This window comes from Micromonospora sp. WMMD754 (genome assembly GCF_049315235.1).
In the GTDB taxonomy this organism is placed as follows: Bacteria; Actinomycetota; Actinomycetes; order Mycobacteriales; family Micromonosporaceae; genus Micromonospora; species Micromonospora sediminicola.
The window spans coordinates 5,760,211-5,774,604 of sequence record NZ_CP186058.1 but is presented as its reverse complement, the minus strand read 5'-3'; the positions used below and the strand labels follow the sequence as shown (position 1 = coordinate 5,774,604).

Annotated in this window: 12 protein-coding genes; 5 read left to right on the top strand and 7 right to left on the bottom strand. The window is 74.3% G+C overall.

Features of this window, described 5'->3' with window-relative positions; translation table 11 throughout:
- Positions 1-59 precede the first annotated feature (59 nt).
- The 5 genes from ACN27B_RS27160 to ACN27B_RS27140 all read left to right on the top strand — a co-directional run bounded on the left by ACN27B_RS27160 (position 60) and on the right by ACN27B_RS27140 (position 5,837).
- On the top strand, positions 60-992 hold the full coding sequence (locus tag ACN27B_RS27160; RefSeq protein ID WP_422741937.1) for an HNH endonuclease: 933 nt from the start codon (positions 60-62) through the stop codon (positions 990-992).
- Between the two features lie 98 nt (positions 993-1,090).
- Positions 1,091-1,705 (top strand): hypothetical protein, encoded by a 615-nt coding sequence (locus ACN27B_RS27155; protein WP_253866364.1) that lies wholly within the window; start codon positions 1,091-1,093, stop codon positions 1,703-1,705.
- 121 nt (positions 1,706-1,826) lie between these two features.
- Entirely contained in the window at positions 1,827-4,736 is a 2,910-nt protein-coding gene (locus ACN27B_RS27150) for a M36 family metallopeptidase (protein WP_422741935.1), read from the top strand.
- A 174-nt stretch (positions 4,737-4,910) separates the two neighbouring features.
- Positions 4,911-5,351: a ribonuclease domain-containing protein gene (locus ACN27B_RS27145; protein WP_422741933.1), complete on the top strand. Its 441-nt coding sequence runs from the start codon at positions 4,911-4,913 to the stop codon at positions 5,349-5,351.
- 54 nt (positions 5,352-5,405) lie between these two features.
- Complete coding sequence (locus tag ACN27B_RS27140) at positions 5,406-5,837, top strand: barstar family protein (protein WP_099160668.1); 432 nt, start codon at positions 5,406-5,408, stop codon at positions 5,835-5,837.
- Between the two features lie 377 nt (positions 5,838-6,214).
- Here the strand turns inward: ACN27B_RS27140 and ACN27B_RS27135 are convergent, their stop codons facing one another.
- The 7 genes from ACN27B_RS27135 to uxaC form a co-directional block, all read right to left on the bottom strand.
- A complete protein-coding gene (locus ACN27B_RS27135; protein ID WP_355518307.1) occupies positions 6,215-6,931 on the bottom strand; it encodes an HD domain-containing protein in 717 nt (238 codons plus the stop codon).
- Between the two features lie 60 nt (positions 6,932-6,991).
- The gene (locus ACN27B_RS27130; protein ID WP_422741930.1) at positions 6,992-7,408 is read right to left on the bottom strand and encodes an ATP-binding protein; all 417 of its coding nucleotides are present in this window, start codon (positions 7,406-7,408) and stop codon (positions 6,992-6,994) included.
- 237 nt (positions 7,409-7,645) lie between these two features.
- The gene (locus tag ACN27B_RS27125; RefSeq protein ID WP_422741928.1) at positions 7,646-8,989 is read right to left on the bottom strand and encodes a pectate lyase family protein; all 1,344 of its coding nucleotides are present in this window, start codon (positions 8,987-8,989) and stop codon (positions 7,646-7,648) included.
- Positions 8,990-9,015: 26 nt separating this feature from the next.
- Positions 9,016-10,176, bottom strand: a complete 1,161-nt coding sequence (locus tag ACN27B_RS27120; protein WP_422741926.1) for a Gfo/Idh/MocA family protein — start codon at positions 10,174-10,176, stop codon at positions 9,016-9,018.
- Positions 10,173-11,657 (bottom strand): mannitol dehydrogenase family protein, encoded by a 1,485-nt coding sequence (locus tag ACN27B_RS27115; protein WP_422741924.1) that lies wholly within the window; start codon positions 11,655-11,657, stop codon positions 10,173-10,175. Before ACN27B_RS27115 ends, ACN27B_RS27120 begins: the two co-directional genes overlap by 4 nt.
- Complete coding sequence (locus ACN27B_RS27110) at positions 11,648-12,949, bottom strand: enolase C-terminal domain-like protein (protein ID WP_422741922.1); 1,302 nt, start codon at positions 12,947-12,949, stop codon at positions 11,648-11,650. Before ACN27B_RS27110 ends, ACN27B_RS27115 begins: the two co-directional genes overlap by 10 nt.
- The gene (gene uxaC, locus ACN27B_RS27105; RefSeq protein WP_422741920.1) at positions 12,946-14,379 is read right to left on the bottom strand and encodes a glucuronate isomerase; all 1,434 of its coding nucleotides are present in this window, start codon (positions 14,377-14,379) and stop codon (positions 12,946-12,948) included. The genes ACN27B_RS27110 and uxaC overlap by 4 nt, the downstream gene beginning before the upstream one ends.
- Positions 14,380-14,394: the final 15 nt, after the last annotated feature.

Genomic DNA, 14,394 nt, shown 5'->3' with positions numbered 1-14,394 from the left:
CGGATCTGCGACCCGGTCGGAGGTAGCGGCAAGATCCGGTCTGGTGCAGGCTGTCCGATGTGAAGGCCTTCGTCGGCGTGACCGACGCGAAATGGCATCGGTTTCTGGCGGCCCGGCCCGACCTGACCGAGGTCAACTTCTGGCGGCCCTCCGGCGGCGCGTTCCGTGCGTTGACGCCTGGAGAGCCCTTCTTCTTCAAGGCGCACTATCCGCTCAACCGGGTCATCGGTGGTGGCTTCTTCAGTGGCTTCGAGCGGTTGACGATCTCCGAGGCGTGGGAACTCTTCGGCGAAGCCAACGGCGTCGCGAGCCTCGACGAGATGCGCCGGGTGGTCGGCGGCTACCGGCGTGAGCCGATCGCGCCGGCGGAGGACCCCTCCATCGGTTGCATCTTCGTGCGGGACAGCGTCTTCTTTCCCGACGACTCCTTCGCCGATCCGCCGCCGGCCTTCGCGCCGAACGTGGTGCAGGGAAAGACGTACGACCTGGCGGATCCGGTAGCGGCCGACTATTTCGACCTGCTGCTGCACCGTCTGTTGGGCGGTGTCGTGGAGTTCGACCCGCGCGAGCCGTGGCACCGCCCCGGCCCGGTCTATGGCGATCCGCGGCTCACGCCACAACGCCTGGGTCAGCAGTCCTTCAAGGCCGTGGTCCTGGGCGCCTACGGCCGGCGTTGCGCGATCACCGGGAACAAGGTCCAGCCGGTCCTCCAGGCGGCCCACATCCGTCCCCTGCCGGCGGGCGGCGAGCACCGGATCGACAACGGCATGCTCCTCAAGTCGGACGTGCACATCCTCTTCGATCGGGGATACCTGGGCGTCGATCCGAAGTATCGGTTGTTGGTCAGCCCGCGGCTGCGCAGCGAGTTCGGCAACGGGGACCAGTTCTACGCCAAGGCCGGCTCGGTCATCGAACTCCCGGAGCGGCGGGTCGACCGGCCCGGCGCCGAGTTTCTCGAATGGCACCTGGACACCGTTTTCAAGGCGGCCTGAACCGCCTCCGCCGTAGAAGGAGCCGTCGCGCGTTGTCCACAGGTGAGCGGCGAGCCCTCGGGTTCGGGATAGCGTGACCGTGTGGGAGGACGGGGCAGGTGAGCGTGTGGGGGAACCTGGCGACGCAACTGCCCGCGCTGCTCGGCGTCCTGGTCGGTACGGCGGGCACGATGCTCGTCACGAGCCTCAACGAACGGACCCGGTGGCGGCGGAGTCAGACCGTCCGCTGGGACGAGCGGCGTCTCGACGCGTACGTGGAGCTGACGAAAGCGGTCAAGGAGATCCACGCCGTCGCCACCCAGATGCTCGGTGAGCATCGTCCGGAGGCGCGACGGCCGGCGCTCGACCGGGCCGAGGGGCTGGCCCGGCTGGCCGAGGCGGACGTGCGGCACACGCTGGCCTGGGAGGCGGTGCTCCTGCTCGGTGACGAGGCCACCGTCGAGGCCGCCGCCGAGTGGCGGCACGCGGTCCGCGACATCGAGTCGGCGGCGCGTGGCCTGCCCCGCCCGCCGTCCGACGTGCCCGGGATGATCCATCGGGCCGACGTGGGGCGCGACCGGTTCTACCACGCGGCCCGGCGGAGCCTCGGCGTCCGCGGGGGCTCGGTGGCGCAGGTGAGGCAGCTGCTCCCGGGATCCAGTGGGGCGGAGCCGGTGACGATCGCGCGGCGACGCCCGGCGGACCGGAGAGCGGCGGGCTCGGGGCAGCCATAGACAGACTGTCATTAATGGATGTTCGGCTGGTGTCGGTGCGTCGATCGTCCTGATCGGATGGCGCAACGGACATCGCCGTTCGACGATGACAGGAGGGACCGTGCGCACACCATCCCGTGCGTTGACGGGGACCACCGCGCTGCTCATGGCAGCCGGCATGGTCCTGACCGCCGCAGCCGGCGGCCAGGCGGCACCCCGGGAGGAGACCGCCACCCAGGCCTCACCCGACCACCTGCCGGGGGACCGGCACGACACCAAGGCCAAGGACAACCGGAAGGGCCGGGTCGCCGCCACCGAGCGGCAGCGGGATCGGGCCGCCGCGCTGGGCGCCCGGGTCCGCTGGACCGACTTCGGTACGCCGGCCACGCTCACCTCGACCGGCAAGCCGCTCGCCACCGGCCTGCCGGCCGACCCGGCGGCCGCCGCCCGCGCCTACGTGACGGCGAACCGGGACGTGCTCGGGCTGACCGCCGAGGGCGCCGCCGGCCTGGAGCAGCTGACCGTCGCGCCGATGGGGCAGGGCGCGACCGTGCTGTTCCGGCAGCGCTTCGGGGACCTGCCGGCCGCCGTCGACGGCATGCTGGCGATCGGCGTACGCGACGGGTCGGTGTGGCACGTCAGCTCCTCGCTGGCCCGCGACGCCGGGACACCGGCGGCGGCCACGATCGACGCCGAGCAGGCCCGGCGGGTCGCGATCGCCGATGCCGGCCGTGCCGACGCGCGGGTGATGCGTACCTCGCTGGTCGCGGTGCCCACCGCGGACCGGGGGCCGCGCGCGGCGTGGGAGGTGGTGCTCGGCGCGGACACCACCGGCGCGGACCCGGCCGCCTACTCCACCTACGTGGACGCCCGCGACGGCGCCGTGCTGGTCCGCGAGGACCTGATCGACCACGACGCGGACCACCCGTCCTGGGACGTCTTCCCGAACTCGCCGCGTGTCGACCGGTCCTCGGTCGACACCCGGGTGCGCTGGTGCGCCACGCCGGCCCCCGGCTGCCGCGAGGTGGTGGGCGTGCCGGGGCACCCGGCGTGGGACGTGGACCCGGCGACCGGGGCGTCCACCACGACGACCAAGGGCAACAACGCGATCGCGGTGCAGAACTGGTTCAGCAACGACCCGTTCAGCGTCGGCACCGAGACCGCCACGCCCCGGCCGGACCGGGTCTACGCGTACCCGTGGACCAACCAGTGGCAGGAGCGGCGCTGCGACCCGGAGGTGTTCACCACGCCGCAGGCCAACGACATCGACGCGGCCCGGGCCAACCTGTTCGCCATGCACAACCGGATGCACGACTGGACCTACCACCTGGGCTTCACCGAGGAGACCTGGAACCTCCAGCAGGACAACCTCGGCCGGGGTGGCCTCGGCGGCGACGCCGAGCAGGGCAACGCCCAGGCCGGCGGTGTCAGCGGCGGCCCGCCGACGTTCGCGGCGCGTAACAACGCCAACCAGATCACGCCGCCGGACGGCGTCGCGCCGACCACCAACATGTACCTGTGGCAGCCCATCGCCGGGGCGTTCTACGCGCCCTGCGTCGACGGCGACTTCGACATGTCGGTGATCGCCCACGAGTACGGCCACGCGGTCACCAACCGCATGATCGCCGGCCCGAGCGCCGGCGTCAGCTCGCCGCAGGGCATGAGCGAGAGCTGGTCGGACCAGCTCGCCATGGAATACCTCTACGAGCACGGGTACGCCGCACCCGGCCGGCGCGGTTTCACCATCGGCGAGTACACCACCGGAGACCCGAACGCGGGCATCCGCAACTACAACATGAGCGCCAGCCCGCTCAACTACGGCGCGGTCGACTACGACCTCGTCGGCCTCCAGGTGCACGCCTCCGGCGAGTTGTGGAGCGCCACCAACACCGACATCCGGGCGGCCATGATGCGCCGCTGGGGCAGCGGCACGCCGGCAGTGCAGAAGGCCTGCGCGACCGGGGCGCGCGAGGTGACCGCCTGCCCGGGCAACCGGCGCTGGATCCAGCTCGTCTTCGACTCGTTCCTGCTGATGGCGGTCAGCCAGGTCAGCATGGTCGACGCCCGGGACGCGATGCTCGCCGCCGACCGGATCCGCTTCGGCGGGGACAACCAGGACCTGCTCTGGAACGCCTTCGCCACGCGCGGCCTCGGCGAGACCGCGGCCAGCGTCGGCCACACCGACCCCGACCCCACGCCGGGCTTCACCTCGCCGTACGCCCGCGAGGGGTCGCTGCGGTTCCTGCCGATCGGCGAGCGCGGGCCGGTGGCCGGCGCGCAACTGTTCGTCGGGCGCTACCAGGCGCGTGCGGTGCCGGTCGCGGACACCGACGCGGCCACCCCGCTGACCGACCGGGTGGACCTGGTCCCCGGCACCTACGAGTTCGTGGTCCGGGCGCCCGGGTACGGGCACACCCGGATCGGCCCGGTGACGGTCAAGGCCGGCAAGACCCGCACTCTGGCGGTGCCGCTGCGGCCCAACCTGGCCTCGGTCACCGCCGGCGCGACGGTCGGCGGCGACGGGATCAACCTGCCGCAGATCGCCGACGACGACGAGGCCACCAACTGGGCGTCGCTCGGCGCGCCGGTCGCCGGCCGGCAGGTCACCGTGGACCTGGCCGGCGGCCTCCAGCAGGTACGCCGGGTGCAGGTCAGCGCGATGCTGCGCCCGCCGGTCGCCGGTGACCCGGACGCCGGCACCCAGAACCGGTACTCGGCGCTGCGCCAGTTCCGGGTCCTGGCGTGTACCGCGAAGGGGTCGGTGACCTGCGCCGACGCGGCCGACTTCCGGCCGGTCTGGACCAGCCGGCCGGACGCCTTCCCGGCCGTGGCGCCGCGCCCCCGGGCGCCGGAGCTGATCCTGCGGTCGTTCGACATCCCGCGCACCAAGGCCACCCACCTGCGGGTCGAGGTGCTGACCAACCAGTGCACCGGCGCGCCGGACTACGCCGGTGAGCAGGACGCCGACCCCCGGGCGGCGACCGACTGCGCCACGGCCAGCCCGCAGGCGCAGAACGTGCGGATCGCCGAGTTCCAGGCGTTCGCGCGCTGACCACGCGGCGGGTGCGGACGGTCTCCGTCCGCACCCGCCATCGTGTGTTCACCAGCGATTCGGGGCGTGGACGCCGGACCGGGACTGTACGCCGGGCAGGATCCTCGGCAGACTGAGCGCCGACCGTCAAACGACGTCGGTCGATGTCCCGTCGGCTCGCTCAAGGAGGATCCCTTGACCCCGTTCCGCGCCGTCGCCACCCGCGTCCGCCGGGCCCTGGCCGCGTCCGCCCTGGTCACCGCCGTGGCCGCCGCCACGCTCGTCGCCCCGTCCACCGTCTCCACCCGGCTGGCCGAGCCGGCCCGGGCCGCCGTTTACAGCTCGTGCACGCTGTCCCGCTGCGCCGACGCCCGCACCGCCCGCTCCGGCTGGTCGGCGAAGAGCTTCCCGACCAGCCGGGGCTGGTACTCGTGGAGCGGCGGCCGGTGCAACTTCGCCGGCGGCCGGTTCTACAACTACGAGGGGCAGCTGCCCGCCAACGCCACCTACTACGAGTACGACGTCTACCCGCGCGCCTGCAACGCCTCCCGCGACGCGTACCGGATCGTGGTCAACAAGAGCACCGGGGCGACCTGGTTCTCGCCCGACCACTACGCCAACTTCTACCGGCTCTGAGCTCCGTCGGCGCCGGCCCTCCCGGCCGGCGCCGGCTCCGGAAAGGACTGACCCATGGGTGTCGCGCCCCCGCAGCCGCCGGCCTGGCTCACCCTGGACGGCCAGGCGGCGTCCGCGCCGGCCGGCGTGCCGGTCCCCGGCCCGGCCACCCGGACCCGGGCGGCCCTGCACGAGACGCTCGCCGACGCCCTGGCGCTGCCCTCCTGGTACGGCCACAACTGGGACGCCCTCGCCGACGCGTTGGCCGACCGGCTCGACACCGGGCCGCTCACCCTGGTCGTCACGGGCGCGGCGAACCTGCTCGCCGACGAGCCACCCGCCCAGCTCGGCACGTTGCTCGACGTCCTCGGCGCGGTCGCCGCCGGTGGCCACGAGACGCTGCGGGTGGTGTTGCGTGAGCAGCCGGACCGGCTGCCCGCCCTGCGTGCCCGGATCGCCGCCGCCCTGGGCGGCCACGTCGGCGCCCCGCCCTCCGACGCGACCTGACCGCCTCGGCCGACGCCGTCCGCTGCGCCACCGTCCGCGGCCGGGGTCCGGTCCGGCTCAGCGTCCGGAGGCGATGCCTGGTTCTACTGCGGCCACAGCCCGCTGCCGAACCGGCCCGAGGGGCTGCTCGGTGGAGCTGAGAGGGCGGCATGGTCGCGCCTGCGGGTGACCGTCGCCCCGCACCCCAGAGCCCTCCGGGAGAATGGGCCGACTTTCAGTCGATATACCGCTGAGTCATAATTATGACTCAGCGGTATATCGTTCTCGATGAGTGTGTCCAGCTGCGAGGCTACGGACAGTGAGTGCTCGGCCCGGAGTGCCGTCTTCGTGCGGTGTCCGTCCTCCCCAGCAGCGCGTTGCCGTGCGGCGGTGCCGGGTCAGTTCGGCTGGTCGAGGATGGCGCTGAACCGCTCCTCGGCGAGGTCGAGCTGGGCGAAGATGTGCCGCTTGACCGGCGCCGAAAGCGGCGTGTCCGGCCGGGCGATCAGATCGCGGAAGACCGGCACCAGCGGCCGGTACTTGGCGGCCGAGGTCGCCACCTTGGGCCCGACCGTGTGGATCACGCCCACGCCGTTGTCGGTGAAGTCCGACACCTTGATCACCCGCGCCCAGGGCTCGCGGTCGAGACTGGCCGCCACGTGCTCCCGGTACTGCGCGTGCCGATCCCGACCCGGGTCGTACGCCGGGTTGGTCACCGCCGCGACGAGCCGCGCCACCCGCGGGCCGAACCGGGCGGCGAGCGTGGCCAGTGCCGCCGCCGTCGGATCGCCCGCCGCGGCACCGGCCAGCTCGGTCGGGTGGTCCTCCACGGCGTCGTGCAGCAGCCCCGCGACGATCACGTCGACGTCGCGCACCTGGTAGTGGTGCATCATCCGGATCGCCACCCGGAGCAGGTGGTTGAGGTACGGCTCGCGGACCCGCCGGTCGTCGCGGTGCAGGTCGGCGGCGAGGTCGAGAGCCTCGGTCAGCCGGTCGCGGGCGGCCTCGTCGAACGCCTCGATCTCCAGCCGGAAGCGGGCCAGCAGACCGGGCTCACCGTGGATCTCGGTGATCGCGTGCATCGGCATCGTGGCGAGGTACGCGGGGAACTCCATGCGTCCCTTATAGCTGATCTTCGCTAGCCGGTGCCGTCGGCTGGCCGACGCGAGGCGGGATCATCGACCGGTGAGGTGCTTGACCAGGCGTACGCAGGTGCCCTCCGGCGTGCCGACGATGGTCGCCTCGTCCATCACCCGGGACATGATCAGCCGCCCCCGGCCCCGGTCGCTGCCGTCGTCGCCGTCGGTCGGCCGCCAGCCGCCGTGGTCGCGTACCTCGATCTCCAACCGGTCGTCGTGCAGTTCCACCCGCAGCGTGGTGATCCCCTCGGGGGCGAAGCGGTAGCCGTGCTCGATGGCGTTGGCGCAGGCTTCCCCGGTGGCGATCAGGACCGTCTCGACGTCCCACTCGCCGACGCCCTGGGCCTGCAACCAGGCACGCAGCCGTTCCCGCGTGGGTGCGAGCCGTCCGGGGTCGGCCGGCAGGTCGATGGTGAGGAGCCGGCCGGTCCCGCCGGTTGTCCCACCCGCCACGTCCGGCCCTCCGTCCCGCGCCCGCCGCCGGGCCTGGGCACCCACTCGCGCTCTCACCGCCCGATTCTCACCCTGTTGTCCCCGATCGCCGCCGAATCAATCCTCCGGCGGACGATCCGCAAAGGTGATCATCGCGCATCCGGGCCCGCATGTCAGCCGACCCCTCCGGGAACGGCGCCGGGCCGGCGCGCCCCGGGGGAGACGCCGGCCCGGTCGGTGCGGGGATCAGCGGGCGGCTCAGAGCGGCAGTCGACCGGCGCCGGACCAGGCGCCGACGACCAGCGGGACCAGCGGCGTCGGCAGCGGCGGGGCGGCCCGCAGGGTGGGTGTCCAGCCGGCGTCGCCGCCGAGGTCGGGGTCGTGCTCGGCGTTGTACGCGGCGCGCAGGTCCACCGGTCGGGGCCGGCGCTCGCCCTGCCGCACCCAGCTGCCCCGCTCGCTGAGCGCGGTGCCGCCCCAGTCGTACAGCAGGTCGGCCGGGTCGACGTCGTCGGCGAGGGTGAAGAAGTTGTTCTCCGCGTGGATGGCGGACTGCACGCCGACGCCGAGGGCGTACGCGAAGTCCGGCCCGCCGAGCCGGTAGTGGTTCTCGTGCACGTCCACCTGGCCGAACCGCACCCGGGGCAGTCGTTGCAGGTCGCCGTCGAAGAGGTTGTGACGCACGGTGACCTTGAGCCGCCCGACGTCCGGGCCGACCGTGTTCGAGGAACCGATCAGCATCAGCTTGTCCCGGCCGACGAACCGGTTCCAGGAGGCGGTGACCAGGCTGGCGGTGTGCGTGACGTCGAGCGAGCCGTCGTGCACCTGGTAGGGCCGGCCGAAGTGGACGGGCTGGCCGCGGTCCGGGTTGTCGCCGTCGGTGAACGTGTTGTGGTCGACCCACACGTGCTCGCTGCGCCGCACCGAGATCTGGTCGTACTGGGAGTTCCAGTTGCCGGCGTCGCCGTCGGTGGGGGACCAGGCGGGGAAGCAGTCCCGGGCGTCGGCCAGCTCCAGGTTGCGCACGATGACGTTGGAGACCCGGTCGATCATCAGGGTCAGCCCGGTCAGCCGGGCGCCGCGCAGCCCGATGATCGTGGTGTTCGAGCCCACGTTGATCTGCGTCTGCCGGGTCTGGGCGGCCACCGACCGCACCCGGGCCGCCTCCAGCGGGCCGCTCGGGTCCACCCGGCCCCAGACCGCCGGGTCGTACGCGGCCAGGTACGCCGGCAGCGAGTACTCCGGGTCGGCCAGGTCGGCGCAGTCGAGCGTCGTGCCGTCGGGTCCCTCGAAGCCGTCGACGGTGCCGGCCACGTACACGATCTTGGGGGTGGCGTCGACGGCGTTGGTGGCGTTGTCGCCGCCGAGGGCGGCGATCAGCTCGGCGCGGGTGCGCACGACGCGTACCCGGTCCGGGGTGGCGGCCGCGCCGCCGGTGGTGCCGGCGCCCTCGGCGGCCCAGCCGTCGTTCGCCGGGAGCGTCTGGCGACCGAGCAGCTCGGCGGCGCGGGACAGCCCGGCGGGCGCGGCCGGCGCCGGCGCGGGGACGGTGATCGTGAGCGCCGCGGCGAGGAGCGCGGCGGCTGCGGTTCGGGTTCGCATCACTGGTTCCGTTCTCTCGACGGTGTTCACGGCAGATCCACCACGTACGGCCGGACCGCCCACGGGACTCCCGTCTCGGAGGGCAGCGCGCCGGTCTCCGCGGCCGTGCGCAGCACCGCCTCGACGCCCCGGATCACCCGGACCCGCTCAGGACCGTCGCCGACCGTCCGGACCAGGTCGCCGCCGAGCAGCGTCGGAACGGGTGCGTCCCGCAGCGCGTCCAGCACGGCGGTGAACGGCTCGGTACGCGCCAGCGGCGCGATCAGCGGCGCACCCGTCGCCCGGTGGTCCAGCAGGTTCGCCAGCAGCCCTCGCCGGCCGGGCACCGCACGGGCGGTGGGGTCGCCGGGCAGCCGCAGCCGGTCGGTCGGGTACTCCAGCACCGCCCGCCCCCGCCCGCCCTCGACCAGCACGTCGCCGGCGAGGTACGCCTCGGCGGCGAGGGTGAGCGCGGCCAGCACCGGTGGCCCGGCGTGCGGGGTCAGTCGCAGCACGGCGGTGTCGTCCACCTCGATCGGGCGGACCCGGTAGCGCTCCACCTCGACGCGGGCCGGGCGCGCCGGCGCGCCGGTCACCGCCTCGGCGACGGCCAGGCACTGCATGAGCGCGTGCGCGAGCGGGTTGGCCAGCGCGCCGTCGAGCGCCGGTGCGCCGTCCAGGGAGCGCCGGCCGGCCCAGCGGGAGCGGGCGTAGTAGCCGTCCGGGCGCTGCCACGCCGCCACGGTGGCGATGCGGTGGACCGGGCCGAGCCGCCCGGCGGCCAGCGCGTCGGTCAGCTCGGTCAGCGCCGCCGAGCCGAGGGCCTGGAAGTTGACCTGCACGGCCCGCCCGGCGGACGCGGTCAGCAGCGTGCGGTGCTCGGCCAGGTCGAGCACCGGCGGCTTCTCCAGCAGCAGGTCCGCGCCGGCGTCGAGCGCGTCCCGCGCGATCGGCAGGTGGGTGTGCGGCGGCGTGCAGACCACCACCACGTCCGGCCGGGTCGTGGCGAGCATCGCCCGGTGGTCGGTGAGGACGGCCGCCCGCGGCGGGACCGGCGCGTCCGGTTCGACGGCCGGCGGGCGCACGTCGACGAGCGCGACCAGGCGCAGCCGCCCGGCCGCTTCCAGCTCCGCGATCATCCGGCGGTGCCACCGGCCGTGCCCGTTCGCGCCGACCAGCGCCACCCGGGGCGGCCCGCCGCCGGTCACCGGGCGCCCGCCAGCGTGGCGCGGACGCCGTGCCGCTCCAGCGCGGTCAGCCAGCCGGTGACGTCGGCGCGCACCTCGTCGTCGGCGGCCAGGTCGGCCGGGAACACCTCGCGGACCGCGAAGACGGCGTCCACCACCCCGGCCGGGGTGTGCCGGCCGGCGGCCAGCGCGGCGCGCAGCCGGCCGGCGAGCGGGTCGTCCAGCGGCAGCGGCCGGCCGTCGTCGGCGTACCCGAGCAGGAACCGCAGCCACGCGGCCACCACCAGCGCGCTCCACCGCGCCGACCGGCCGGCCGCCCGCAGGTCGGCCACGGTGTGCAGAACCCGCTGCGGCAGCTTCTGCGAGCCGTCCATGGCGACCTGGAGGGTGCGGTGCCGGATCGCCGGGTTGCCGAAGCGGGCGAGCACCTGTTCGCCGTAGGCGGTCACGTCGACGCCGGGCGGGGGTGCGAAGCTCGGGGCGACCTCCTCGACGACCAGTCGGCGCAGCACCCCGTCCAGGTGCGGCAGCGCCAGCGCCTCGGCCACCGTCTCCGCGCCGGCCAGCGCGCCCAGGTAGGCGGTGGCGGAGTGCACACCGTTGAGCGCCCGCAGCTTCAGCCGCTCCCACGGGCCGGCGTCGTCGGTGAGCACCGCCCCGGACCGCTCCCAGGCCGGTCGGCCGCCCGGGAAGTCGTCCTCGATCACCCACTGCGACCACGGCTCGGCCGCCACCGCCGCCAGGTCGGTCACGCCGAGCGCCCGCCGCGCGGTGTCCCGGGTCGCCTCGGTGCTGGCCGGCACGATCCGGTCGACCATCGTGCCGGGGCAGGTCACCGCCGCCAGCACCCGATCGGCGGTCGCGTCGGACACCCGGGCCAGCACCAGGCACTGCTCCACCAGCCCGCGCAGCCGGCGGCCGTTCGCGGGCAGGTTGTCGCAGCTGACCAGCGCGACCGGCCCGGCGTCGGCGGCGGCCCGGGCGAGCAGTCCGCGCACCAGCAGGCCGGGCACCGTACGGGGTGGCCGGTCCGTGGTGAGGTCGGCGGTCAGCTCCGGGTCGACGGTCAGCGCCGCGGTCACCGGGTCGAGCCGGTACGCCTTCTCGGTCACGGTCAGCGTGACCACCCGGATCGCCGGGTCGGCGAGCAGCCGGACCACCGCGTCCGGGTCGGAGGCGGCGTGCCGGACGCCGGCCAGCGCGCCGACCACCCGGGTCGTCGGGCCTTCGGCGGCGAGCGTCGTGACGCTGAACAGCGCGTCCTGCGCGGCCAGCGCCTCGACCACGTCGGTGCTGCGCGGCGCGACCCCGATGATGCCCCAGTCGCCGCCGGCCGCCCCGACCGCCGCCTCGGTGTGCACCGCCTGGTGGGCGCGGTGGAACGCGCCGAGCCCGAGGTGGACGATGCCGGCCGGCACGGTGCCGGGGCGCAGCAGCGGCCGGGACTCCGGTGGCAGGTGGCGCAGCGTGGCCAGGCCGAGCCGGTCGGCGGTCAGCGCCATGCCGGGCCGTCCGGGAAGCGGAACCGCGCGATCGACTCCGGCCGCATGGTGGCGCTGTAGCCGGGTGCGGTGGGCAGCAGGTAGCGCCCGCCCCGGGTGCGCACCGGGTCGACGAAGTGCTCGTGCAGGTGGTCGACGTACTCGACCATCCGGCCGTCCAGCCCGGTGCTCACCCGCAGGTGGTCGAAGACCGCGAGGTGCTGCACGTACTCGCAGAGGCCGACCCCGCCGGCGTGCGGGCAGACCGGCACCCCGAACTTCGCCGCCAGCAGCAGCTCGGCGAGCACCTCGTCCACGCCGCCGACGCGGCACGCGTCGACCTGCATCACGCCGATCGCCTCGGCCTGGAGCAGCTGCTTGAAGACGACCCGGTTGGCCGCGACCTCGCCGGTGGCGACCCGGCACCGGCCGCCGGACAGCTCGGTCACCGCGCGGGCGATCCGGGCGTGCCCCAGCACGTCGTCGGCGTGCGTCGGCTCCTCGATCCAGTAGGGGTCGACCTCGACCAGCACCGCCATCGCGGCGATCGCCTCGTCCACGTCCCAGACCTGGTTGGCGTCCATCATCAGCAACGCGTCCGGGCCGATCTCGGACCGGATCAGCCGGGCCCGCCGCAGGTCGTCCTCGAGCCGTCCGCCGACCTTCATCTTCACCGCGCGCCAGCCCGCCGCGTACGCCTCGCGGGTCAACGCGCGTACCCGCTCGTCGGGGTAGCCGAGCCAGCCCACCGACGTGGTGTACGAGGGGAACCCGTCGGCCTCCAGCCCGGCCAGCCGGTCGGCCATGCCGTCGCGTCCCTTGTCGAGGATGGCCGCCGCCTCGTCCGGGGTGAGCGCGTCGGTGATGTGGTGGAAGTCGACGGTGGCCACCAGCTCGTCGGTGGGCGTTTCGGCCAGGAACCGCCACATCGGCTTGCCGGCCAGCTTGGCGCGCAGGTCCCAGACCGCGTTGACCAGCGCGCCGGTGGCCATGTGGATCACGCCCTTCTCCGGGCCGAGCCAGCGCAGCTGCACGTCGGCGGTGAGCGAGCGCCAGAACGCGACCGGCTCGGCGGCGATCTCGGCCACGGTGCGCCCGCGCACGTGGTGCGCCAGGGCCCGCACCGCCGCGCAGGTGATCTCGTTGCCCCGGCCGTTGGTGAACGTGAACCCGGCGCCGGTCGGCCCGCCGTCGGTGGTCAGCTCCACGTACGTGGCCGAGTAGTCGCCCCGGTTGATCGCGTCCGAGCCGTCACCGCCGGCGGCGGTGGGGAAGCGCACGTCGTGCACCTCGACGTCGACGATCGTGGTCATGAACGCCCACCTCCGAACTTGAAGACCTGCTTCGGCAGCCGGTAGGCCAGGTCGACGATGGTCTCGGCGGCCTCGTCGGCGTCCAGCCGGTGCTCGGCGACGAGGCGGGCGAGGAAACCGGCGTCGACCCGGCGGGCCACGTCGTGGCGTACCGGGATGGAGCAGAACGCGCGGGTGTCGTCGACGAACCCGGCGGTGTTGTAGAAGCCGGCGGTCTCGGTGACCGCCTCGCGGAACCGGCGCAGCACCTCCGGCGAGTCGAGGAACCACCAGGGCGCGCCGAGGCGCAGCGCCGCGTACCCGCCGGCGAGGGGGGCGAGTTCCCGGGTGAACGTGTCCTCGTCGAGCGTGTAGAGCACCACCGTGAGCCGGGGGTCGTTGCCGTGCGCGTCCAGCAGCGGGGCGAGGCCGTGCACGTAGTCGGTGGCCTGCGGCACGTCGCCGCCCACGTCGCGGCCGTGCCGGGCGTGCAGCCAGCGGTTGTGGTTGCGCACCGCGCCCGGGTGCAGCTGCATCACCAGCCCGTCGTCGAGCGACATCCGGGCGAACTCCAGCAGCATGTGGGCCCGGAACGCCTCCGCGTCGGCGGCGTCGGCCAGCCCGCGCCGACCCCGGTCGTAGAGCGCTGCCGCCTCCGCCGGACCCAGATCGAGGGTACGGGCGGTCGGGTGGCCGTGGTCGGACGAGGTGGCACCGGCGGCGGCGAACGCCTCCCGCCGGGCCCGCAGCGCCGCCAGGTATCCGGCGTACGTGCCGGTGTCCTCCCCGGAGACCTCGGCGAGCCGGTCCACGTTGGCCGACCAGTTGTCGAACTCCATGTCCACCACGTCGTCCGGGCGGAACGTGGTGACCACCCGCCCGCCCGGCCCGCCCCACCCGTCGGCGGCGAGCTTGGCGTGGCGGCCCAGGTCGTCCAGGGGCGACTCGGTGGTGGCCAGCACCTCGATGCCGAAGCGCTCGAACAGCGCCCGGGGCCGGAACTCCGGCTCGGTCAGCCGGGTCGCCAGTTCGTCGTAGACCGCGTCGGCGGTGGCCGGGGCCAGCGGGGTGGTCACGCCGAACACGTCCCGGAACGTCTGCTCCAGCCACAGCCGCGACGGGGTGCCCCGGAACAGGTGCCAGTGCGCGGCGAAGCGCCGCCAGATGGTCCGCCCGTCGGTCTCCACCGGGCTGCCGTCGACGCTGGGCACGCCCAGGTCGGCCGGGGGCACGCCCTGGCTGAGCAGCATCCGGGTCAGGTAGTGGTCGGGCACGACGAGCAGCCGGGCCGGGTCGGGGAACGGGTGGTCCTCGGCCAGCAGCGCCGGGTCGACGTGCCCGTGCGGGGAGATGATCGGCTGCTCGGCGGCGAGCGTGTACAGCTCGCGGGCCAGCGCGCGTCGGCCGGGCTCGGCGGGCAGGAGCAGGTCGCTGGGGGAGATGATCGGCACGGGGTCGGGCTCCTC

Coding starts and splice junctions, on each gene's coding strand:
- ACN27B_RS27110 (WP_422741922.1), bottom strand. CDS start 12,949: ATGACCACGATCGTCGACGTCGAGGTGCACGACGTGCGCTTCCCCACC.
- ACN27B_RS27135 (WP_355518307.1), bottom strand. CDS start 6,931: ATGGAGTTCCCCGCGTACCTCGCCACGATGCCGATGCACGCGATCACC.
- ACN27B_RS27115 (WP_422741924.1), bottom strand. CDS start 11,657: ATGGCGCTGACCGCCGACCGGCTCGGCCTGGCCACGCTGCGCCACCTG.
- ACN27B_RS27140 (WP_099160668.1), top strand. CDS start 5,406: ATGGGTGTCGCGCCCCCGCAGCCGCCGGCCTGGCTCACCCTGGACGGC.
- ACN27B_RS27125 (WP_422741928.1), bottom strand. CDS start 8,989: ATGCGAACCCGAACCGCAGCCGCCGCGCTCCTCGCCGCGGCGCTCACG.